Raw genomic sequence first — 23359 nt, forward strand, 5'->3', positions numbered from 1 at the left:
AATGCCGAAGGACCCTAGAATCAAGAAGGTGCTGGTCATTGGCTCCGGCCCCATCATCATTGGTCAGGCTGCGGAGTTCGACTACTCCGGCACGCAGGCCTGCCGCGCCCTGAAGGCAGAGGGCATCGAGACCGTTCTGCTGAACTCCAACCCCGCAACCATCATGACCGACCCGGATGTGGCTGACCATGTTTACATCGAGCCCATGACGCTGGAAGTCGTGGAGCGCATTCTGGACATTGAAAAGCCGGACTCCGTGCTGCCGAACCTCGGCGGTCAGATGGGCCTGAATCTGTCCATGGAGCTGGCCCGCTCCGGCTATCTGGACCGCACCGGCATCCGTCTGCTGGCCTGCAAGCCCGAGACCATCGACCGTGCCGAGGACCGCGAGCTGTTCAAGGAGACGATGGAAAAGCTGCACCAGCCCATCATCCCCTCTGAGGTGGTGGAAACGCTGCAGGACGCACTGGCCTGTGCCGACCGCATCGGCTACCCGGTCATCGTGCGCCCGGCCTTCACCATGGGCGGCACCGGCGGCGGCATCTGCGAGAACAAGGCAAAGCTCATCGAGATCGGCACCAACGGCCTGCGCCTTTCCCCCATCCATCAGATTCTTGTGGAAAAGTGCATCGCCGGCTGGAAAGAGATCGAGTATGAGGTCATGCGCGACCACAAGGGCAACGTGATCACCGTGTGTAACATGGAGAACCTGGATCCTGTGGGCATCCACACCGGCGACTCGGTGGTCGTGGCTCCCTCCCAGACCCTGACCGACCACGAATACCAGATGCTGCGTACCGCCGCACTGGATATCATCACTGAGCTGGGCATTGAAGGCGGCTGCAACTGCCAGTTCGCCCTGAAACCGGACAGCTTTGACTATGCGGTCATCGAGGTCAACCCCCGTGTGTCCCGCTCTTCCGCACTGGCTTCCAAGGCCACCGGCTACCCCATTGCCAAGGTGGCCACCAAGATCGCCATCGGCTACACGCTGGACGAGATCACCAACGACGTCACCGGCAAGACCTGCGCCTGCTTTGAGCCTGCGCTGGACTACATCGTGGTCAAGTACCCGAAGTGGCCCTTTGATAAGTTCGTCTACGCCGACAAGTCTCTGGGCACCCAGATGATGGCCACCGGCGAGGTGATGAGCATTGGCAATAGCTTTGAGGCTGCCATGATGAAGGCGGTCTCCTCCATCGAGCTGGGTATGGACACCCTGACCCACAAGCCCTTTGAAGAGCTGACCGATGACGAGATCGTGGCTCACATGCATGTTCAGGACGCGGAGCGCGTGTTCTGCGTGTACGAGGCCCTCAAGCGCGGCATCGACCACCAGACCATCTACCGCATCACCAAGATCGACTGGTGGTTCCTGGACAAGATGCAGCATCTGGCAAACCTTGAGAATGGCCTTGCCAAGTGCAACGGCGTGCTGACCGAAGAGCAGTACAAGACTGCCAAGAAGTACGGCTTCCAGGATAAGACCATCAAGCGTCTGGCACAGGTAGACACCCTGCCTGTGGAGAACTACCGCGCCGGCTTCAAGATGGTGGATACCTGCGCTGCCGAGTTCTCGGCCAACACCCCTTACTTCTACTCTACCTACGACGGCGACAACGAAGCCGCTGAGTTCATTGCCGAGAAGGAAGCCGAAGCATCTGCCAAGGGCGAGCCCAAGAAAAAGAAGGTTCTGGTCTTTGGTTCCGGCCCCATCCGCATCGGTCAGGGCATCGAGTTCGACTACTGCTCGGTGCACTGTGTGTGGACCCTGAAGAAGCACGGCTGCGAAGCCATCCTGGTCAACAACAACCCCGAGACCGTCTCCACCGACTTTGACACCGGCGACCGTCTGTACTTTGACCCGCTGAACCCGGAGAGCGTGGACAACATCATTGCCACCGAGAAGCCGGATGCCTGCGTGGTGCAGTTCGGCGGCCAGACCGCCATCAAGCTGGCAAAGCACATGGACGAGATCGGCCTGCCCATTCTGGGCACCCCGGCAGATGCCATCGATGAAGCAGAGGATCGTGAGCGCTTCGACGAGCTGCTGGAGCGCTGCAGGATCCCCCGCGCACCGGGCCGCACTGTCTTTAATCTGGACGAGGCTCTGGCTGCCGCCGACGAGATCGGCCTGCCGGTGCTGATGCGTCCCTCCTACGTGCTGGGCGGTCAGAACATGATCGTGGCCTACACCAAGGCGGACGTGATCGAGTACATGGGCGTTATCACCGAGCATGTGGACATGGATCACCCTGTGCTGCTGGATAAGTATATTCTGGGCACCGAGTGCGAAGTGGATGCCATCTGCGACGGCGAAAACTTCCTGATCCCCGGCATTATGGAGCAGGTGGAGCGCACCGGCGTGCACTCCGGCGACTCCATCTGTGTCTACCCGGCACAGCACCTGACTCAGGCTGAGATCGACACCATGGTGGATTACACCGGCCGCTTTGCCCGCGAGCTGCATGTCAACGGTCTGGTGAACGTGCAGTACGCAGTTTCCAACGGCAAGGTGTACGTCATTGAGGTGAACCCCCGTTCCTCCCGTACCGTGCCGTATATCTCCAAGGTCACCGGCGTGCCCATGGTAGATCTGGCAGTGCGCTGCTGTCTGGGCGAAAAGCTGGCAGATATGGGCTACGGCACCGGCCTGCACCCCAACGCACCTTATGTGGCCGTCAAGGTGCCTGTGTTCAGCTTTGAAAAGCTGCACGGTGTGGATACCCAGTTCGGCCCCGAGATGAAGTCCACCGGCGAAGTGCTGGGCATTGCCCCCAACTACCACGATGCCCTGCTCAAGGGCCTCATCGGCGCGGGCTACACCTTCAAGACCCCCGGCCCTGCAAGCTGCTGCATCTTCACCGTGAAGGACAGCGACAAGCCGGAGTTCGTGGATATCGCATGGAAGCTCAAGAGCATGGGCTACAAGCTGTACGGTACCTCCGGCACCTGCGCATGGCTCAACAAGCACATGGTGCCCTGCAACGAAGTGCGCAATATGTCCGGCGAGTCGCCCAACATCGTGGACCTGCTGCAGAGCGGTCTGGTGGATTATGTGTTCTCTACCAGCGCTAAGGGCCGTGACCCCAAGCGCGACTCCGTCCGCCTGCGCCGCAAGGCTGTGGAGCTGAGCATCCCCTGCATCACCGCAGTGGATACCGCCAACGCTCTGGTGAACTGCCTGCGCAGTGATCACAGTCTGGAAAATATCCCGCTGGTGGATATTGCCACCCTGTATCACCGCAAATAATTACCTCACGAATTACCCGTAAAATGCTTTTTTGCAGCGCCCGCCAAAACAGCGGGCGCTGTATTTGTGAAGGACGGATAGAGATTACATAAGTTCGTGCGCAATAAATGACGTTTTGTGCGCAATCTGTCGCAAACAGTGTGTGAATTATGTTATACTCAACAACGCAAAATTTGCCAAAAGACGTTACTTTTGGACACTCCAGGAGGATATAGATACATGACCCGTTCCCAGATGATCGAGACTGTGGCACGCAAGACCGGCTTCACCGAAGCACAGGTCGAGACCACGATGGATGCAATGTTTGACCAGATCGCCGACTGCCTGCGCGCAGACGAGAAGGTGACCATCGCAGGCTTTGGCCGTTTTGAGATGCGTCCCCGCAAGCCCAAGGCCTACACCAACCCCAAGACCAAGGTTTCCAGCCGTCTGGAGTCCACCTCCATCCCCGGCTTCAAGGCCAGCGGCCGCTTCAAGCAGAAGCTGGAAGCAGGCAAGAAGAGCGTGGAAGAGACCGCCTGATCTTTGTGCATTGAGGACCGTACCCGTGACCCCGGGTGCGGTTCTTTTTGTTTCTCTGCTGACAAGTGCGGCATTTCATGCTATACTGGGTTCAGAATATAAAACGACAAAGGAACGGAGAATCAGATGCTTTACAGTGAGTTGCAGTGCAGCGATGCCATCCACAAGGCCGTGGAGCGCATGGGCTTTGCCGAAATGACCGAAATTCAGGAAAAGACCATCCCCGTCATGATGGCGGGCTATGACGTGATCGCAAAAGCCCCCACCGGCACCGGCAAGACCTGTGCCTTCGGCATCCCGGTGGCGGAGCATATCTTACCGGAAAACAAGTACCCGCAGGCCGTGATCATGGCCCCCACCCGGGAGCTGGCCCAGCAGATCGCGCAGGAGCTGGAAGAACTGACCTATTTTATGCCCGAAGTGCAGGTGGCCTGCGTGTACGGCGGTGCCAACATGGAAAAGCAGGCAAAGCGCCTTGCCGAGGGCTGCCAGATCGTGGTGGCAACGCCGGGCCGTCTGATGGACCACTACAAGCACCATTCCATTGATATCTCCCATGTGACCCAGATCGTGCTGGACGAGGCCGACGAAATGCTGAACATGGGCTTCTATAAGGATGTGCGGCATATCATTGAAATGATGAAGGCCCGCAAGTCCCTTTCCATGTTCTCGGCCACCATCAGCCGCGAGGTAATGGACATCGGCTGGCTGTACCAGCACAACGCCGAGGAGATCACCGTCCAGCCCAAGGAAGAAAGCCAGCCCAAGATCACCCAGTATATGCTGGAGACCTCCGGCCGCAACAAGCTTTCCGACCTTGCGCAGATCATCATTGGTGAGAACTACAAGCGTGTGATGGTGTTCTGCGATACCAAGTTCAACACTGCCACTCTGGCCAATCAGCTGGCACGACTGGGCTTCTCGGTGGACTGCCTCCACGGCGACCTCTCCCAGAAGGAGCGCAACCAGATCATGCAGAACTTCCGGGACGGCAAGCTGGCTATTCTGGTAGCCACTGACGTTGCCGCCCGCGGCATCGATGTTTCGGATGTGGATGCCGTGATCAACTACGATGTGCCCAGTGAGAACGAACATTACACCCACCGCATCGGCCGCACCGGCCGTGCCAAAAAGGAGGGCGTGAGCTACCTGTTCTATGTGCCGGAGGAGAAAAAGCGGGTGCAGGAACTGCTGCGCTTGACCCGCAATACCGACCTGTGCACCCCGGTGCACTTCGACTTCAACCATGAGCACATCGTGGTGGAGAAAAAGCAGGACAGCGCCGACCGGTTCCAGATCAAGTGCTACTTCTGATAAAATAAGAACTCCTTCAGTCTCGCATTCGCTCGCCAGCTCCCTCAAGGAGGGAGCCTTTGGCAGTGCGGCAAAGTTTTATGTTTTGCCAAAGGCCCCATCTCCGAGGGGGCTGTCTGCGAAGCAGACTGGGGGAGTCTCACTTTTTTATTAAAATCTATTGACCTTCCCCTTTCTGGAAGGTGTAACATAGGCACGTAAGGAGGCACCGGAGCCATGAAGATCAACGAAGTGGAAGCCGCTGTGGGCGTGACCAAAAAGAATATCCGCTTTTACGAGGAGGAGGGGCTCATTACCCCCAGCCGCGAGCCGGGCAACGGCTACCGCAGCTACTCGCAGGCGGACGTGGAACGCCTGCGCCGCATCAAGCTGCTGCGCAAGCTGGATGTGCCGCTGGCCGAGATCCGGGAAATGCTGGAAGGGCAGAAGACGCTGGCCGAGGGAATGGCCCAGCAGCTGGAACGTCTGAGCACCCGCCGCAAGGATCTGGACGAAGCCATCGGCTTTTGCAAGCTGCTCCAAAAGGACTCCGGCAGTCTGGAAGAACTGGATGTGGAGCAGACGCTTGCGCGCCTTGCTGCACGGGAGGAACAGGGAGTGACCTTTGTGAACATTGAACGCACAGACCGAAAAGGCGAGCGCATCCGCGGTGCCTGTATCGGCGCTGCCCTTTTTGTGGCGCTGATGGCTTTTGTGATCGCAACGATGGCGTGGGCCTTTTACAGCGACCCGCAGGAAGCGCCGCCGCTGCCGCTGCTCATCGTATTGTTCGGCATCCCGGTGGGGTGCATCGTGGGCACGCTGAAGGTGTTGCTGGAACGCATTGAAGAGATCGGAAAGGGAGAAGAAGATGCTTATCGTAACTATTAACGAAGTGCCCGGCAAAAAGCTGGAAGCGCTGGGCGTGGTGCGCGGCAGCACGGTGCAGAGCCGCAATCTGGGCCACGATCTGATGGCGGGGTTCCGCACGCTGGTGGGCGGTGAAGTGACCGACTATGCGGATATGCTCACCGAAGCCCGGCAGATCGCCACAGGACGCATGGTCAAGGATGCAGAGGCCCTTGGAGCGGATGCAGTTGTAGGGATGCGCTACGCTTCCGCCAGCGTCATGCAGGGCGCAGCAGAGGTCATTGCTTATGGAACGGCGGTGAAGTTCGTATGACGGCAAAAGAAAAACAGGGCTTCAGCCTGTACTTCCTGTTCGCCTTCGGCATGGCGTGGCTGCTGCAGGTCTATGCCAGCCTGCTGCTTCTCCGGGACGGCAACGCCGGGGCCTACCAGCTGCTGCTGGCGGTGAGCATGTTCTGCCCGCTGGTGTCCGTGCTGCTGGTGCAAAAGTTCTGGTTGCATCAGCCCACCGGCATCAGCTGGCGGCCCCGCCTGAAAGGCAACGGCAGGTATCTGCTGGCAGCATGGTTCGGCCCGGCGGTATTCACCGTGCTGGCAGCGGTGCTGTACTTTGCGGTGTTCCCGTCCCGGCTGGACACCTCCGGCAGCTGGCTGGCCACGGCCTATGGCAGGCAGTGGACACCGGAAGCCCTGAAAACCGAGCTGGGGGTGACCACGACCAGTTACCTGATCCAGAACGGTCTGCTGGCGGTCACGCTGGCACCGGTCATCAATATGTTCGCAGCTTTGGGCGAGGAAGCCGGATGGCGCGGGTATATGATGCCTCACCTGAAGGAGCAGCTCGGCCTGCTCAACGGCCGCCTGCTGGGCGGCGTGATCTGGGGTGTCTGGCACTGGCCGCTGATGCTGCTGGTAGGCTACGAATACGGCACCAACTACTTGGGTGCGCCAGTGCTGGGCCTTTTCGTGTGGTGCATAGTCTGCTTTGCGCTCAATACCCTGCTGGACTGGCTCTATGAAAAGACCGGGTGCATCTGGGTTCCGTCCATCGCACACGGCGCATTCAATGCGGTGGCAGCGCTGTTTGTGGTTTTGACGAACCCGGCAGACAGCTATTACAATGTATTGGGTCCGGCACCCATTGGCCTGATCGGAATGCTGCCCATGCTGGCTGCTGCAGTCTGGCTGACCCTGCGAAGATCCTGAAAACCTGAATAGTTCCGGGAGAGGACTCTTCCGCTTTTGCCGCCGCAGCTGCAATGCAGCTGCGGCGCAGTTTTTCCTGCGGCCTGCTGCTATTTTGGGGTGCACGCAAAAAAGAATGGAAAAAATCTGTCAAAAAGTGTTGACAAGGAGGCGGGGGGTGTGGTATTATACTTGAGCGCCAAGCGCTGAGGCAAAAGAATGACTTCCGAAGCCTCAGCAGGAAGCCTTTGAAAAGAACCAATAGACGCTGAAAAGTTTTGCGGTTGCGAAAGCAATGAATCGCCCCAGTGGGGCGTTCAAGCAAACAGAGCGGTCTTGCGAAAGCAAGATGGAGGGGATTCACCCCGACAAGCTCACGGTTTGTTCTGAGAAACTTCTTAGATGTCCAAGTTCAGAAAGTTCAAAAGCTTCTAAAAAATAAGGCTTGACAAAAAACCACTTCGGTGGTAAAATAAACAGGTCGTCAACCGCAAGGCTGAGGCGCTACAGGACCTTGAAAATTGAACAATATCGAAAAACTTGTAAGGAACCTTTTAAGTGTTTGGAAAAACACTAAAAACAATTCCAAAAGTAATTCACACAGGACGCAAGCGATTGCGTGCTGAGCGAACAAGATTTAACACTTTAGAAGTGATAAATATCATTTATAAAGAGTTTGATCCTGGCTCAGGACGAACGCTGGCGGCGCGCCTAACACATGCAAGTCGAACGAGCGAGAGAGAGCTTGCTTTCTCGAGCGAGTGGCGAACGGGTGAGTAACGCGTGAGGAACCTGCCTCAAAGAGGGGGACAACAGTTGGAAACGACTGCTAATACCGCATAAGCCCACGGGTCGGCATCGACCAGAGGGAAAAGGAGCAATCCGCTTTGAGATGGCCTCGCGTCCGATTAGCTAGTTGGTGAGGTAACGGCCCACCAAGGCGACGATCGGTAGCCGGACTGAGAGGTTGAACGGCCACATTGGGACTGAGACACGGCCCAGACTCCTACGGGAGGCAGCAGTGGGGAATATTGCACAATGGGGGAAACCCTGATGCAGCGACGCCGCGTGGAGGAAGAAGGTCTTCGGATTGTAAACTCCTGTTGTTGGGGAAGATAATGACGGTACCCAACAAGGAAGTGACGGCTAACTACGTGCCAGCAGCCGCGGTAAAACGTAGGTCACAAGCGTTGTCCGGAATTACTGGGTGTAAAGGGAGCGCAGGCGGGAAGACAAGTTGGAAGTGAAATCTATGGGCTCAACCCATAAACTGCTTTCAAAACTGTTTTTCTTGAGTAGTGCAGAGGTAGGCGGAATTCCCGGTGTAGCGGTGGAATGCGTAGATATCGGGAGGAACACCAGTGGCGAAGGCGGCCTACTGGGCACCAACTGACGCTGAGGCTCGAAAGTGTGGGTAGCAAACAGGATTAGATACCCTGGTAGTCCACACCGTAAACGATGATTACTAGGTGTTGGAGGATTGACCCCTTCAGTGCCGCAGTTAACACAATAAGTAATCCACCTGGGGAGTACGACCGCAAGGTTGAAACTCAAAGGAATTGACGGGGGCCCGCACAAGCAGTGGAGTATGTGGTTTAATTCGACGCAACGCGAAGAACCTTACCAAGTCTTGACATCCCTTGACGATGCTGGAAACAGTATTTCTCTTCGGAGCAAGGAGACAGGTGGTGCATGGTTGTCGTCAGCTCGTGTCGTGAGATGTTGGGTTAAGTCCCGCAACGAGCGCAACCCTTATGGTCAGTTACTACGCAAGAGGACTCTGGCCAGACTGCCGTTGACAAAACGGAGGAAGGTGGGGATGACGTCAAATCATCATGCCCTTTATGACTTGGGCTACACACGTACTACAATGGCGTTAAACAAAGAGAAGCAAGACCGCGAGGTGGAGCAAAACTCAGAAACAACGTCCCAGTTCGGACTGCAGGCTGCAACTCGCCTGCACGAAGTCGGAATTGCTAGTAATCGTGGATCAGCATGCCACGGTGAATACGTTCCCGGGCCTTGTACACACCGCCCGTCACACCATGAGAGCCGGGGGGACCCGAAGTCGGTAGTCTAACCGCAAGGAGGACGCCGCCGAAGGTAAAACTGGTGATTGGGGTGAAGTCGTAACAAGGTAGCCGTAGGAGAACCTGCGGCTGGATCACCTCCTTTCTAAGGAGTCAGGCAAGGACAGGACATCAAAAGATGGACAGTCCTTGGACAGGTAACAAACGAGAAGAGTAGATATTGTTCGATTTTGAGGGCCCTGAAGAGCGAAAGCTCGGAAGAACCTTCAAAGACGTACCTTGAAAACTGAATAATAACTGCGAAACAAAGATTATAGTAAGTTCTTTTTTAAGAAATATTACAATTTCAAAAGGAAGGGTAACAATAATCTTCGTTGGCAAGAGAGAATCAAGAGGATACCAAATGTTCTTGAAAGAACGTTTGAAAGGTCAAGCGAACAAGGGCGCAGGGCGAATGCCTTGGCACTGGGAGCCGATGAAAGACGTGATAAGCTGCGATAAGCTTCGGGGAGCTGCAAATAAGCATTGATCCGGAGATTTCTGAATGAGGAAACTCACCTGGGTTCATACTCAGGTACGTTATACTGAACTTCAAAATAGGTATATCGAGGGAACCGCCTGAACTGAAACATCTAAGTAGGGCGAGGAAGAGACATCAAACGAGATTCCGTAAGTAGTGGCGAGCGAACGCGGAAGAGGGCAAACCGAGAGTAGAAATACTTTCGGGGTACGGAGCGCATTTAGGACTTAAGTTGTTAACCGAACGGCATGGGAAGGCCGGTCAGAGAGTGTGAGAACCACGTAGGTGAAAACGACAAGAGCCGAGCGAATTCCAGAGTACGGCCAGACACGTGAAACCTGGTCGGAATACGGGGGGACCACCCTCCAACCCTAAATACTACCCAGTGACCGATAGCGTATAGTACTGTGAAGGAAAGGTGAAAAGCACCCCGGGAGGGGAGTGAAAAAGAACCTGAAACCCTGTGCCTACAAGCACCTAGAGCGCGTCAATGCGTGATAGGGTACTTTTTGTAGAACGGTCCGGCGAGCGATTGTATGCAGCAAGGTTAAGGACTTAAGGTCTGGAGCCGAAGCGAAAGCGAGTTTGAAAAGGGCGTTAAGTTGCATATAATGGGCCCGAAACCGGGTGACCTACCCATGGTCAGGTTGAAGTGGAAGTAAAATTCCATGGAGGACCGAACCGACCTCCGTTGAAAAGGCGGCGGATGAACTGTGGGTAGCGGAGAAATTCCAATCGAACCCGGAGATAGCTGGTTCTCCCCGAAATAGTTTTAGGACTAGCCTCAAGTTAGATACCTGGAGGTAAAGCACTGAATAGCCTAGCGGCCGAGAGGTTAGCGAAGCTTATCAAACTCAGAATGCCAGAGTATTGATGCTTGGGAGTCAGACAGTGTCAGATAAATGTCATTGTCAAAAGGGAAACAGCCCAGATCTACAGCTAAGGTCCCAAAGTCAGGTTAAGTGGAAAACGATGTGAAGATACGCAGACAACCAGGATGTTGGCTCAGAAGCAGCCACTCATTCAAAGAGTGCGTAATAGCTCACTGGTCGAGCGTCTTTGCGCGGAGAATTTAACGGGGCTAAACCTGACACCGAAGCTTAGGCAGCATGTTTACATGCTGGGTAGGGGAGCGTTGTATACGCGGTGAAACAGTAGCGCAAGCGGCTGTGGAGTGTATAGAAGTGAGAATGCCGGAATGAGTAGCGCGAATGCAGTGAGAATCTGCATGGCCGAAAGCCTCAGGTTTCTGGAGGAAGGTTCGTCCGCTCCAGGTTAGTCGGGAGCTAAGGTGAGGCCTAACGGCGTAGCCGATGCACAGACGGTAGAGATTCCGTCACCACCAAAAGAGTTAAACACAGGGACACATATGAAGTCTCGGAGCCGGGTGTTGGTTCCGGTAGCGATCGAGGGAAGTTAGTACCGAAGTCCGGGATGGAAGATGGCGAGAAAAGCTGTGTGTATTTCTGCGGTGCCCGTACCGCAAACCGACACAGGTAGGTAGGAAGAAGATTCTAAGGCCAACGGGAGAAGGGTTGTTAAGGAACTCGGCAAATTGACCCCGTAACTTCGGGAGAAGGGGTGCTGCAGCAATGCAGCCGCAGAGAATCGGCCCAAGCAACTGTTTACCAAAAACACAGGTTTGTGCTAAATCGAAAGATGACGTATACGAGCTGACGCCTGCCCGGTGCTGGAAGGTTAAGAGGAGATGTGCAAGCATTGAATCGAAGCCCCAGTGAACGGCGGCCGTAACTATAACGGTCCTAAGGTAGCGAAATTCCTTGTCAGGTAAGTTCTGACCCGCATGAAAGGCGTAATGATTTGGGCACTGTCTCAACAGCCCGCCCGGCGAAATTGTAGTACCGGTGAAGATGCCGGTTACCCGCGACAAGACGGAAAGACCCCATGGAGCTTTACTGTAGCCTAATATTGGGTTTCGATGTTGCATGCACAGGATAGATGGGACACTAGGAAGCAGGTGCTTTGGCGTTTGTGGAGTGGCCGTTGGGATACCATCCTTGCGATATTGGAATTCTAACCTGCGCCTTTGAATCAAGGCGGGGGACATTGTTAGGTGGGCAGTTTGACTGGGGCGGTCGCCTCCTAAAGAGTAACGGAGGCGTTCAAAGGTTCGCTCAGCTTGAACGGAAATCAAGCAAAAGAGTGCAAACGCAGAAGCGAGCCTAACTGCGAGACTGACGGGTCGAGCAGTAACGAAAGTTGGAGTTAGTGATCCGGTGGTATGTGAGTGGAAATGCCATCGCTCAACGGATAAAAGTTACCCTGGGGATAACAGGCTGATCTCCCCCAAGAGTCCACATCGACGGGGAGGTTTGGCACCTCGATGTCGGCTCATCGCATCCTGGGGCTGTATTCGGTCCCAAGGGTTTGGCTGTTCGCCAATTAAAGCGGTACGCGAGCTGGGTTCAGAACGTCGTGAGACAGTTCGGTCCCTATCTGTCGTGGGCGCAGGATATTTGATGGGAGCTGTTCCTAGTACGAGAGGACCGGAGCGGACGTACCTCTGGCGCACCAGTTGTTCTGCCAAGAGCATAGCTGGGCAACTATGTACGGATCGGATAAACGCTGAAAGCATCTAAGCGTGAAGCCGACCCAAAGATAAGATATCCCATTGTTTCAAACAAGTAAGACCCCTTGAAGACTACAAGGTTGATAGGCACGATGTGTAAGTGGAGCGATCCATTCAGCAAGCGTGTACTAATAGGTCGAGGGCTTGACCACAATTCGCTTGAGACTCTGAGAGTCAACGAAAAAATGTGAGCAGTGATTATTCAGTTTTGAAGGCACGTCCTTCTAAGAAACACTGGACAAAGTACAACAAACATGTTATACTAGGCCAGTCAGATCGGTCGGTGTCGATGACGGTGAGGTTCCACCTGTTCCCATTCCGAACACAGAAGTTAAGCTCACTTGTGCCGAAGATAGTTCGCTGGAAACGGCGCGTGAAAATAGGTAGTCGCCGACTTGAACAGAAACGCTTCAGAAGAAATTCTGAGGCGTTTTTCTTGTTTGATCTGCTTCAGAAATTTTTGCTGCATATTGCGCGTACAGTGCACGAAAAGGCACGGAGAGATCGTGTCTATCAAAAGGGGGAATATGAGGTGGAGCGAAAATCTGCAGTCAGGGCGGTGGGGATGTTTCTGCTGGCGGCTCTTACCATTTTGACTTTATGCCGTTATCAGCACACGTCTGCTGTCCGACCGAAGGATAGATTTTCTGGCCAGATCCCGCAGCTGCACAGCACAGCAGACGCAGACGGTGACGGTGTAGACGACCAGACAGACATCCTGAACGGCGCACTGGCATATGTGAGTACACATCCAAAATACAAAAGCCGCTATTATGAGACCGGTTATCCAGACGACGGCTATGGAGTCTGTACTGATGTGGTAGCATATGCTCTGAAAAATGCAGGGTATGATCTGCAGGCTCTGGTAGACACGGACATTCGGGAACATCCAGAAGAATATGGAATTACAGCGCCGGATAAAAATATAGACTTTCGCAGGGTGCGAAACCTGAAGGTGTTTTTCTCCCGTAATACGGTCAAACTGACCACCAATGTTTCCGAAACGGAACAATGGCAGGGCGGTGATATTGTGATCTTTGAAAGACATATTGGCATCGTGTCTGACCGGCGAAATAAAAACGGAGTGCCCTATGTCATTCACCACAATGACCCATGGCAGACGGCTTATGAGCAGGACGTTCTGGAAAAACGAACGGACATCGTCGGACATTACCGCATTTCTGAATAAAAGCAGAAAAAACGGCCCCGCCGCGTTGAGCATTCAACGTGACGGGGCTGCATATTTTATTGGGTGGAGTTCCCCTTACGATACAAGCTTCCGCTTAGCCCTTGCCTGCGCAGCCGAACAGCTCGATCTTCTCCTTGCACTTGGCCTCGATGGCCTTTGCGCCGGGAGCCAGCAGCTTGCGGGGGTCGAAGCCCTTACCCTGCTGATCTTTGCCCTCTTCGATGTACTTGCGGGTGGCCTCAGCAAACACCAGCTGGCACTCGGTGTTGATGTTGATCTTGGAAACGCCCAGGCTGATTGCCTTTGCGATCATCTCGTCGGGGATGCCGGTGCCGCCGTGCAGAACCAGAGGAATGTTATTGGTGGCCTTGTGGATGCGGTCCAGAGCCTCGAAGTCCAGACCCTTCCAGTTTGCCGGGTAGACACCATGGATGTTGCCGATGCCGGCAGCCAGGAAGTCAATGCCCAGAGCAGTGATCTTTGCGCACTCTTCGGGGTCTGCAATCTCGCCGGCACCCACGACGCCGTCCTCGACACCGCCGATGGAACCGACCTCGGCCTCGATGCTCAAGCCCTTAGCGTGTGCCAGAGCAACCAGCTCCTTGGTCTTTTCCACATTCTCCTCGATGGAGTAGTGGCTGCCATCGAACATGATGGAAGAGAAGCCGGCCTCGATGCAGGCCTTGCAGCCCTCATAGGTGCCGTGATCCAGATGCAGGGCAACGGGAACGGTGATGCCCATGGAATCGACCATTGCGCTGACCATGGCAGCGACGGTCTTGAAACCGGTCATGTACTTGCCGGCACCCTCGGAAACACCCAGAATCACAGGGCTCTTCATTTCCTCGCAGGCGGTCAGAACGGACTTGGTCCACTCCAGATTGTTGATGTTGAACTGAGGCACACCGTAGTGGCCATCACGTGCTTTGATCAGCATTTCGGTTGCATTTACCAACATTATTCATTACCTCCACAAAATCATTGGGGTCTTGCTCGTTTCATATCCGCTTTGTGCACGGTTTAACGAACCTACAGAATTAGTATACCCCAAACAGCGGCCAAAATCAATCCAAACCGGTGTTTTTCCTGTAACAATGCGGGGATTCTGTTTCTGGCAGGGTGCAGGGGGTTACTGCCAGAAGCGCGTATATTCGATAGAATGCAACAAATTTCCATATAATGTGCAATAAGCGGCCGAAAGACAGAAAGCGTGATGAAGGACGGATTTTCAACACAGATCCACATTCGTCAAAATGATATTGGGCAATTTGGCAAAAGCGGACAGGATGCAGTTCAAAAAATTGTCATATTTCCGACTTGTATTCTACAAATTGTACGCAGGAAATCAAAAAAGGTCGAACCAAAAAGTGGAAAACCTTGTGGAAAGTGTGGAATTCCACAGGCAAAACAGGCTTTAAAGCTGGACTTTTGAACTTTCTCCACAGGGTTTTCAACATGTGGAAAAATAATCGCTCTTCTACGGATTGTATACCGCGTTTTTGTGGAAAACTTTTTTCTCCGGCAAAACAGAGGGATATCTACCCAGCGGCCGGGTAAAGCTGATGCAGGGCGGCAGAACATTTCTGCAAAAAAGCGGAAACGGTCTCCGGCACCACGAACAGAAAAACTTTTGCAAGACGCGGATAAAAAACGGTAATTTGCTGGCAAACAAGGTCGGCTTATGCTATACTTCAAAATGAGTTATCAGCTTCAGATCATACCGGTGCGCGGCCCAGAGTGCGGCGCGCCTTTTGGAGGGTGTGCACAGCACCTTCCGGTGATACAACGGAAGGAGAAAATCATCATGGAAGAAAAGAACCAGCCGCGCCGTCCGCGCCGCAGCCCGGAAGAGCCGCTGCAGAAGAACGAGAGCCTTGTTTATGGCAAAAATCCGGTGACCGAACTGCTGAAAAGCGGTTCCGGCGTGGACACCGTGCTCATTGCTGAGGGCATGGCTCCGGCCGTGGCGGCTTACTATACCGCATTGGCAAAGGAAGCGGGTGCCACGGTGAAGCGGGTGCACCCCAACAAGCTGCGCCTGATGACCGGCACCGAGAGCCATCAGGGTGTGGCGGCATTTGCCAGCGAGATCGAATACGTGACGGTAGACGACCTGATGGCAGCAGCCAAGGACAAGGGCGAGGCACCTTTTCTGGTGCTGAGCGATGGCATTGAAGACCCGCACAATCTGGGTGCCGTGATGCGCAGTGCTCTGCTGTGCGGTGCGCATGGCATCGTGATTCCAAAGCGCGGCGGCGCATCGGTCACGCCTACCGTCATCAAGTCCAGCGCAGGTGCCGCAGAACGCCTGCCGGTGGCTCGTGTGGCCAACATCGGCGAGACCATCCGCCGCCTGAAGGAGCAGGGTGTGTTCGTCTACTGCGCCGATATGGACGGCGTGTCTCTGCGCAGGAACAACCTGACCGGCCCCATTGCACTGGTGCTGGGCAGCGAGGGCAGCGGTGTTTCGCAGCTGGTGAAAAAGCTGTGCGACGGCGTGGTGCGGCTGGATATGGCAGCACCGGGCACCGGTGTGGACAGCTACAACGTGTCGGTGGCTGCGGGCATTATTCTGTACGAGATCCAGTCCCAACGCGCAGCACAGCAGGCATGATCCGGCATTCGGGCCGGAACCTCAATTTGAATTACAGGAGGGACAAGAATGCCGAAAGATAAAAATAATGGCCGGGAAATGACCCCGGATGAAAAGTTCCGCTCCTTTTTCAGCACCACGGCGGTGGATATCCCGGAGGAGATGACCCGGAGGGACGAAAACCAGCCGGAGGAAAGGCCGCAGAAACGGTTTGGCCTGTTTGGCCGTGGTAAGGAAAAGCAGGAGACTGACGAAGCTGCAGCAGAGCAGCCGCAGGAAATGCCCACCGGTGAGGTGCGGCTGGGTGAGGATGCGCAGCCGGAACCGGAAGCGGATCTGGAACTGATGCTGAAGCCGGAGGCAGACCCGGAACAGGAACTGGCCCCGTGGCCTTTTCTGGAGAAGGAAGCAGAGGATGCACAGCCGGAAGCACCCGCCAAAAAGCCGGAGGAAAAATCTGCACCGCAAACGGCGGAACCCCCGGCGGCAGTGAAGCCGGAAACACCCCGGCAGAGCGCTGTCCCGGCGGCAAGACCCGCAGAGCAGCACAGCACGGCAAAGCCTCCCCGGTACCCCAAGAATGCGCCGGAGGTGCTGCTGCCGCAGGAAGAGCAGGAGCAGCAGGAGATGGCACAGCTCAAGGCGATGATCAACGGCCTGAGCGACCAGAAGCCGGAAAAGCCTGCACCGAGAGCCGAAGCAGCCCCGGCAGCAGAAACGGAACCGGCTGAAAGCAAAAAGAAACCGTCCGGTGCACCGCTGCCCGCGGCTGTGTTTGCAGCGATAAAGGAGACGGCACCGGAGCTGCAGCCGGAACCTGTGCCTCAGCCGGAAAAAACGGAGCAGCCGGTGGCCGATTTCTTTGGCAAGGCGCAGAGCGAGGACGCACCGCAGGCACCTTTGGCCCCGGCAGAGGAGCCTGCCGCAAAAGAGGACACCATGAGCCTGCCACTGCTGCCGCTGGACGGTGAAGAGCCGCAGCAGGCACCGGAGAAGGCATCCGCTGCGCCACAGCCGGAACTGAAAGCTGAGGCGGAGGACGCGGTGTCTCCGGAGGAACATGCCGAAACGGAGCTGCCCGAGCCGGAGGCCACGGCGGATAAGCTGCACCGCATGAGCGCAGAGCTGACGCTGCGCTGCGTGCTGGGCGGCATTCTGGCTGTGGTGCTGCTGCATTTTGGTTTGGTGTCGGATGGGCTGCTGCCCGCCATGGCGGCGCTGGATCCGGATGCTGCCCCGGCGGCATTCTATGGTGCAAACCTGCTGCTGCTGGCAGCAAGCCTGTGCGTGGGCTTCCCGGTGCTGCGCGACGGCCTGAACGGCCTGCGCGGACGGCCTTCTTCCGAGACGATGCCGGCGCTGGCCGCAGTGGCAGCGCTGGTGCAGGCGGTCACAGCCATGCTGAACGCAAATGTTTACCGCGGCACCACCGGCATCTCGCTGCTCAGCGGCATGGCCGCGCTGGGGCTGTTCCTTGCGCTGCTGGGCAGCCGGGTGATGCTGGCTGCTGTCAAGGGCGGCTATGAGCTGGTGACCAATGGTGTGGAGTTCGAGGGCGCCTACCGCGCCAAGGATAAAGACCTGCTGCGTGCCCTTGCACGGGATCTGGAACAGAAGGACCCCTGGGTGCTGCTGAGCCGCCCGATGAAGGAAGCTGACGGCTTTGTGGAGCAGAGCTTGAGCGAGCGCGCAAGCGAGCGCCGTGCCCGCAAAGTTTCGTACATCCTGCTGGGCGTTGCCCTGCTCAGCGGCGTGCTGTTCCTGCTGGCAGGTGCCGGCTGGAACAAAGCTGCGGCTGCCATGGCAGCTGTGCTGTGCATGGGCGCACCGCTTTCCTCTACCCTGATCGCGGGCGTTGCCTCGCTACGGCTGCAGCGTGCGGCTGCGGCTGTGGGCGCAGTCGTGCCCGGTTGGCAGGCCATTGAGCAGCTGGGCGGCATTGATACGCTGCAGATCGATGCAGACGACCTGTTCACCGCCGACAGCGCACAGCTGGAGGATATCCGCATCTTCAAGGGCGGCCGCATCGACCGCGCCATCCTGTACGCGGCCAGCGTGTTGAACGAGAGCCACGGCACCCTGAAGGGGCTGTTCCGCCAGATCGTTGAGGAACGCACAGACATCCTGTTCCCGGTCAGGGATCTGGAGCAGCACCATGGGCTGGGCTTTTCCGCCTGGTGCGATAACAACCGCATCCTCATTGGTACCCGCCGCTATCTGGAGCAGGAGGGCGTGCCGATGCCGGACGAGGAATACGAGATGCAGCACTCGAAGAACGGCGAGCTGCAAATTTTGTATCTGGCTGTGTCCGGCAATCTGCACGCTATGTTCGTGCTGAAATATGTGGGCGGGCGCAATGTGGCCCGCAGCCTTGCCGTGCTGCAAAAGGAGAACATCCGCCTGCTGGTCACATGCCAGGACCCCAGTCTGACTGCACACCACATTACCGAAGCATACCGCCTGCCGGAAGGCATGATCACCGTGCTGGATCAGGAGCAGTGCAACGCCATCAAGGCTGCACCGGCAGACCCGGAGGACACCTGCTGCATGATCCATCTCAAGGCGTTTGCCAGCCTGACCGGCGGTCTGCAGGCTGCGGATCAGGCCCAGAACGCCGAGAGCAGCGCCACCACGGTACAGATGGTCTCGGTGCTGTTCTCCATTATCATTGCAGCGCTGCTCACCAGTGCAGGCAGCATCTGGGAGCTTTCGGTGGCAACGGTGCTGATGTATCAGGCAGCGTGGAGCGCCCTGAGCATTGCTGTGTGTGCACTGAAGCAGCATAACTGAGAAATATTCTCATAATAAATAGGAATTATTCTTGATTTCCATCAAAAAATATGGTATACTCTGTTCAGAACCTGAGCCGCAGGCGAAAAAATTACCGCCGGGCTGAATGATAGAGTTGGGATCGGTCGATCCTGACAGAAGATCCGTTTTTGAAAGGAGAGCATCATGGAACTGAAGGGTACCAAAACCGAGAAAAATCTGATGGAAGCGTTTGCAGGCGAGAGCCAGGCACGCAACAAGTACACCTTCTTTGCCAGCATGGCAAAAAAAGAAGGCTACGAGCAGCTGGCCGCGATCTTTGAGGAGACCGCCGGCAATGAGAAGGAGCACGCAAAGATCTGGTTCAAGCTGCTGTGCGGCGGCGCGATCCCCGATACCCTGACTTGTCTGGACATGGCAGCAGGCGGTGAGCACGACGAGTGGACCGAGATGTACCCCCGCATGGCCAAGGAGGCCAAAGAAGAGGGCTTCCCTCAGATCGCAGCACTGTTCACCATGGTGGCACAGATCGAGAAGGAGCACGAGGAGCGCTACCGTGCGCTGGCCGAAAACCTGAAAAACAACAAGGTCTTTGCCCGCGAGGAGCAGCAGGTATGGCAGTGCCGGAACTGCGGCTACACCTATATCGGCAAGTCCGCACCGCTCAAGTGCCCGGTGTGCGCACATCCGCAGAGCTACTTTGAGCTGAAAAAGATCAACTACTAAGCGGAAAATTCAAAAGCAGAACAGCGCCGCCGCATCCGGTTTGCCGGGTGCGGCGGCGTTTTGTACAAAATTGAAAAGCGGATTTTATTATTCTCCACAAAATAAGGCTCAGCTGCCCGGCAGAATGGGCAAAAAACTTGACCCGGTTTTGCACTGCGTGTAAAATAATACGGAGACAGGAATATTTAAAGGATCTTGCAGCAAAGCAGGCGGGGAGGGCAAAGCCCATGAAGCAGGGGTTCAAAGCGTGTGTTTGTGCAGTGGTGCTGTGCGCAGAACTGTTTGCAGCCGGGGCGTTGTCGGCCTATGCTGCGCAGGAGCAGCCGCTGCCGGACAGCGGCATGACATTGGACACTGCCGAACTGACGCTGGATATCACCGAAGGAGACCCGGCCCCGGTGGCCTACCTGAATGTGCAGGCACCTAACGACTACTTCTTTCTGATCTGGACTTCCAGTGATCCGGCAGTGGCATCGGTGGACGGCACTGGCAAGGTGACCGGCCATGCCGAGGGCACTGCGGATGTCACGGCTCGCAATGAGCGCGGAGAAAAGACCACCTGTACCATCACGGTGCGCAAAAGCACAGCCAGCCGCCTGCTGCTGAACACCAGCGAGCTGGCGCTTACCATTACAGAGCAGGAGCCTGCCCCGACGAAGCAGCTGAAGCTGGAACAGAACAAAGGCGGGTTCACCTATGTGCGGCAGTGGGTCAGCAGCAACCCGGCGGTGGCATCGGTAAGCACAAACGGCACCGTAAAGGCACAGGGGTCCGGCAAGGCCGTCATCAGCGCACTGACCACAGCCGGGCAGGTGCTGCGCTGCACGGTAACGATCACATCGGAGATCGGACGGGTGCAGATGAGCAAAAACGCCATGCTGCTGCAGGCAGTGGGAGCCAGTCAGAAGCTGACCGCGCAGGCTGCAGGCACCAAAAACGGAACGATGACATGGCTCAGCAGCAATCCGGGCGTGGCAACTGTGAGTGCGGATGGCATGGTAACGGCGGTGGGCGACGGTGAAACGATGATCCTTGCCGTTACACCGGAGGGTCGTGCCGATGCCTGCTATGTGGCCGTGGGAGCGGCGGCGTGGCGGTTCCGCTCGGAGGACGAACTTGCCGAAACGCTGACCCTGACCGGTCAGCTGCCCTATTCGGATGGAAAATAAAAAGAAAAATGGGAGCGTTCTGTGCAGCAGGATGCTCCCATTTTTTCAAAACCCGCTGGGCAGAAAGATCATGGTCCCGCGGGAAGAATACACCAGCTTCTGCACCGCACACCCGTAGCAGCACGCCAGCACAAGCAGGATCAACGCGGCAAGCACAAGCCAGCGCAAAAACCGACCGCTGCGGCGGTATCTGCCGGAAAACGAACTGCCCTTTTTGTGCCGCATCCTGCCACGCCCTCCTTTTTGCTGTGCTGGCCCATGCTATGCGCGGCCAGCAGTGATTGTGCAACGTGCTGGGCTGTGGTACAATAAAATATCGAAATCTACTGTGCAGGGAGAACGATTTTATGCTGACCATTACACTGCTGGGCACTGCGGCTACCATGCCGCTGCCGGATCGGGCACTCTCGGCGGCGTTTGCTGCCTGCGGTGGCCACGGCCTGCTGTGGGACTGCGGCGAGGGCACGCAGGCAGCGGCACACCGGGCAGGCGTGAACCTGATGCGGGCAGATGCCATCTGCCTGACCCACTACCATGGCGACCACATCTTTGGTCTGCCGGGCCTTTTGCAGACTCTGGGGGCGCAGGGCCGCACAAGGCCGCTTGCGCTGCTGGGTCCGGAGGGCCTGCCGGATATCTGGACGGCGGTGCGGGCACTGACCGGCCCACTGCCCTATCCGGTGAAGCCGCAGGTGCTTATGCCGGGCCAGCCGCTGGCGCTGGATGCGCTGAGCGAGGGCTGGCCTGCCGGTGCGCGGCTGGTTCCGTTTGCCACAAAGCACCGGGTAAAAAGCCTTGGCTACCGGCTGGAGCTGCCCCGTGCAGGCAAATTTTCGCCGGAGCAGGCCCGGGCGCTTGGGGTGCCGGTGCAGCAATGGAAGCTGCTGCAGAAAGGGCAGAGCGTTGCCGTGGAGGGCAGAACGGTGCAGCCTGCGCAGGTGCTGGGCGCCCCGCGCAGGGGGTTGAGCGTGGTATTTTCCGGCGATACGGCCCCCTGCCCGTATTATTTGCAGGCGGCGCATGACGCAGACCTGCTGATATGCGATGCCACCTATGCCCTTCCAGAGCAGGAAGACCAGGCCCGTCAGTGGGGGCACAGCACCTTTGGGCAGAGCGCATCCCTTGCCGCGCAGGCGAGAGCAAAGCGGCTTTGGCTGACCCATTATTCCCCCATGATCACCGACCCGGAGGAATATGCCGCGCAGGCACAGAGCATCTTCCCGGCGGCGGAGTGCGGCTTTGACGGCAAAAGCATCACCCTGCAGTACGAGGAGGCACAGCCATGACCATTCCAATGGATGCAGGCGCGGCGGAACTGCTGCATGCCCTCCACGCAGCGGGCCATGCAGCCTACGTGGTGGGCGGCTGCGTGCGGGACAGTCTGCTGGGCCTTACACCGCACGACTGGGACCTGTGCACCAGTGCTCTGCCGCAGCAGGTGACGGAGCTGTTCGGCGCGCAGCGGTGCATCCCCACCGGCCTGCAGCACGGCACGGTAACGGTGAAGCAGAGCGGTGCCCTTTACGAGATCACCACCTTCCGTACAGAAGGCACCTACACGGATGGCCGCCACCCGGACGAGGTGCACTTTGTGCCGGATGTGCGGGAGGATCTGGCCCGGCGGGATCTTACCATCAACGCCATGGCCTACAATGAAAAGGAAGGCCTTGTGGACCCCTTTGGCGGGCAGGCCGACCTGCAAAGCGGCATCGTACGGGCGGTGGGTGTGCCCCGCCAGCGGTTCACCGAGGACGCGCTGCGCATCCTGCGGCTGTACCGGTTCGCAGCCCGGTTCGGCTTTGCCATCGACCCGCCCACGGCGCAGGCAGCACAGGAGCTGTGCGCCCATCTGGACTGTGTATCGGTGGAGCGTATCGAGGAAGAGCTTGCAAAACTGCTGAGCGCACCCGCCCCTGCGGCATATCTTAACGAAAAAATACTCGGTGTTGTTTTACCCGAGCTTTCACCGGAGGCACTGGCGGCGGCAAAGCCGGTAGTGGATGCCTGCCCGGCGGGTGCAGAAAACCTGCCCATCCGGCTGGCGGCGCTGCTGCTGAGCCTTGGCGAGGACGGCATCCGCCGCACCCTCAAGCGCCTGCGCTGCTCCAACGCCTTGATTGAAGAGGCGGCGGTGTTGGTGCGGGAAGCCAGAGGGTGTGACGGCAGCTTTCTCTTCGGACACGATTCGGGCCATTCCATCGCCCGCCCTATTGCCTTCGGCAACAGGGTCCCACCCCAGCGGACGGTCCTCAGAGAAACTACCGTCACACCCGGCTTTACCATCTACGCCCGCCGACTACTGGGCAAATATAACTTGTGTACCGTGCAGCGCATTGCTGCACTGGGCACAGCCCTGCAGCCGGAACGGGCGGCTGATTTTGCTGCACTTTCCGAATTGGCCGAACAATTGGACACGGACGGCGTATGCTGCCGCGTCAGCCAGCTGGCTGTGAATGGACGCGACCTGATGGCGGCAGGCGTCCCGGCGGGGCCGGGCATCCGCAAAGTGCTGGAAGCGCTGCTGGACGGTGTGATCCGGGAAGAATATCCCAACGAGCGGCAAGCCCTGCTGGCCGCAGTGCAGCAGCTCGCTGCGTCTTGACAAGCTCTTTTTTCAGAGTTACTATTATACTACTGTTTTAGTGTGTTG

General features: G+C 56.9%; 15 protein-coding genes and 3 rRNA genes. 16 read left to right on the forward strand and 2 right to left on the reverse strand.

Features of this window, described 5'->3' with window-relative positions:
• Position 1: 1 nt before the first annotated feature.
• The 10 genes from carB to MTP41_RS10560 all read left to right on the forward strand — a co-directional run bounded on the left by carB (position 2) and on the right by MTP41_RS10560 (position 13452).
• Positions 2–3253: a carbamoyl-phosphate synthase large subunit gene (gene carB, locus MTP41_RS10515; protein ID WP_097777458.1), complete on the forward strand. Its 3252-nt coding sequence runs from the start codon at positions 2–4 to the stop codon at positions 3251–3253.
• A gap of 219 nt (positions 3254–3472) precedes the next feature.
• A complete protein-coding gene (locus MTP41_RS10520; RefSeq protein ID WP_118528605.1) occupies positions 3473–3775 on the forward strand; it encodes an HU family DNA-binding protein in 303 nt (100 codons plus the stop codon).
• A gap of 126 nt (positions 3776–3901) precedes the next feature.
• Positions 3902–5089, forward strand: coding sequence for a DEAD/DEAH box helicase (locus tag MTP41_RS10525; RefSeq protein ID WP_005944218.1), 1188 nt, complete (start codon positions 3902–3904; stop codon positions 5087–5089).
• 216 nt (positions 5090–5305) lie between these two features.
• Positions 5306–5959 (forward strand): MerR family transcriptional regulator, encoded by a 654-nt coding sequence (locus MTP41_RS10530; protein WP_120020760.1) that lies wholly within the window; start codon positions 5306–5308, stop codon positions 5957–5959.
• Entirely contained in the window at positions 5940–6251 is a 312-nt protein-coding gene (locus MTP41_RS10535; protein ID WP_005944222.1) for a heavy metal-binding domain-containing protein, read from the forward strand. The genes MTP41_RS10530 and MTP41_RS10535 overlap by 20 nt, the downstream gene beginning before the upstream one ends.
• On the forward strand, positions 6248–7144 hold the full coding sequence (locus tag MTP41_RS10540; RefSeq protein WP_249235488.1) for a CPBP family intramembrane glutamic endopeptidase: 897 nt from the start codon (positions 6248–6250) through the stop codon (positions 7142–7144). The genes MTP41_RS10535 and MTP41_RS10540 overlap by 4 nt, the downstream gene beginning before the upstream one ends.
• 643 nt (positions 7145–7787) lie before the next feature.
• Positions 7788–9298: ribosomal RNA gene (locus tag MTP41_RS10545) — 16S ribosomal RNA — on the forward strand.
• 282 nt (positions 9299–9580) lie between these two features.
• A 23S ribosomal RNA gene (locus MTP41_RS10550) occupies positions 9581–12415 on the forward strand.
• Positions 12416–12542: 127 nt separating this feature from the next.
• Positions 12543–12659, forward strand: a 5S ribosomal RNA gene (gene rrf / locus MTP41_RS10555).
• Together the 16S, 23S and 5S rRNA genes form the textbook arrangement of a ribosomal RNA operon.
• A 40-nt stretch (positions 12660–12699) precedes the next feature.
• Positions 12700–13452, forward strand: a complete 753-nt coding sequence (locus tag MTP41_RS10560; protein WP_442900298.1) for a DUF1287 domain-containing protein — start codon at positions 12700–12702, stop codon at positions 13450–13452.
• Between the two features lie 94 nt (positions 13453–13546).
• Here the strand turns inward: MTP41_RS10560 and fba are convergent, their stop codons facing one another.
• The gene (gene fba / locus MTP41_RS10565) at positions 13547–14410 is read right to left on the reverse strand and encodes a class II fructose-1,6-bisphosphate aldolase (RefSeq protein WP_005941384.1); all 864 of its coding nucleotides are present in this window, start codon (positions 14408–14410) and stop codon (positions 13547–13549) included.
• A 723-nt stretch (positions 14411–15133) separates the two neighbouring features.
• On the opposite strand from fba, the gene rlmB reads away from it, so the two are divergent.
• The 4 genes from rlmB to MTP41_RS10585 all read left to right on the forward strand — a co-directional run bounded on the left by rlmB (position 15134) and on the right by MTP41_RS10585 (position 20709).
• Complete coding sequence (gene rlmB / locus MTP41_RS10570; protein ID WP_374120520.1) at positions 15134–16066, forward strand: 23S rRNA (guanosine(2251)-2'-O)-methyltransferase RlmB; 933 nt, start codon at positions 15134–15136, stop codon at positions 16064–16066.
• Between the two features lie 48 nt (positions 16067–16114).
• Positions 16115–18835: a cell envelope biogenesis protein OmpA gene (locus tag MTP41_RS10575; RefSeq protein WP_249235489.1), complete on the forward strand. Its 2721-nt coding sequence runs from the start codon at positions 16115–16117 to the stop codon at positions 18833–18835.
• 165 nt (positions 18836–19000) lie between these two features.
• Positions 19001–19540 carry a rubrerythrin gene (gene rbr / locus MTP41_RS10580; protein ID WP_005941401.1) on the forward strand — a complete coding sequence of 180 codons (540 nt, stop codon included), beginning with the start codon at positions 19001–19003 and terminating at the stop codon, positions 19538–19540.
• A 227-nt stretch (positions 19541–19767) separates the two neighbouring features.
• Complete coding sequence (locus MTP41_RS10585; protein ID WP_249235490.1) at positions 19768–20709, forward strand: Ig-like domain-containing protein; 942 nt, start codon at positions 19768–19770, stop codon at positions 20707–20709.
• Positions 20710–20754: 45 nt separating this feature from the next.
• Here the strand turns inward: MTP41_RS10585 and MTP41_RS10590 are convergent, their stop codons facing one another.
• Positions 20755–20934, reverse strand: a complete 180-nt coding sequence (locus tag MTP41_RS10590; RefSeq protein ID WP_097776726.1) for a hypothetical protein — start codon at positions 20932–20934, stop codon at positions 20755–20757.
• A 122-nt stretch (positions 20935–21056) separates the two neighbouring features.
• On the opposite strand from MTP41_RS10590, the gene MTP41_RS10595 reads away from it, so the two are divergent.
• On the forward strand, positions 21057–21995 hold the full coding sequence (locus MTP41_RS10595) for a ribonuclease Z (protein WP_249235491.1): 939 nt from the start codon (positions 21057–21059) through the stop codon (positions 21993–21995).
• The gene (locus tag MTP41_RS10600; protein WP_249235492.1) at positions 21992–23311 is read left to right on the forward strand and encodes a CCA tRNA nucleotidyltransferase; all 1320 of its coding nucleotides are present in this window, start codon (positions 21992–21994) and stop codon (positions 23309–23311) included. The genes MTP41_RS10595 and MTP41_RS10600 overlap by 4 nt, the downstream gene beginning before the upstream one ends.
• Positions 23312–23359 lie beyond the last annotated feature (48 nt).

The organism is Faecalibacterium sp. I4-3-84, from assembly GCF_023347255.1.
In the GTDB taxonomy this organism is placed as follows: Bacteria; Bacillota; Clostridia; order Oscillospirales; family Ruminococcaceae; genus Faecalibacterium; species Faecalibacterium taiwanense.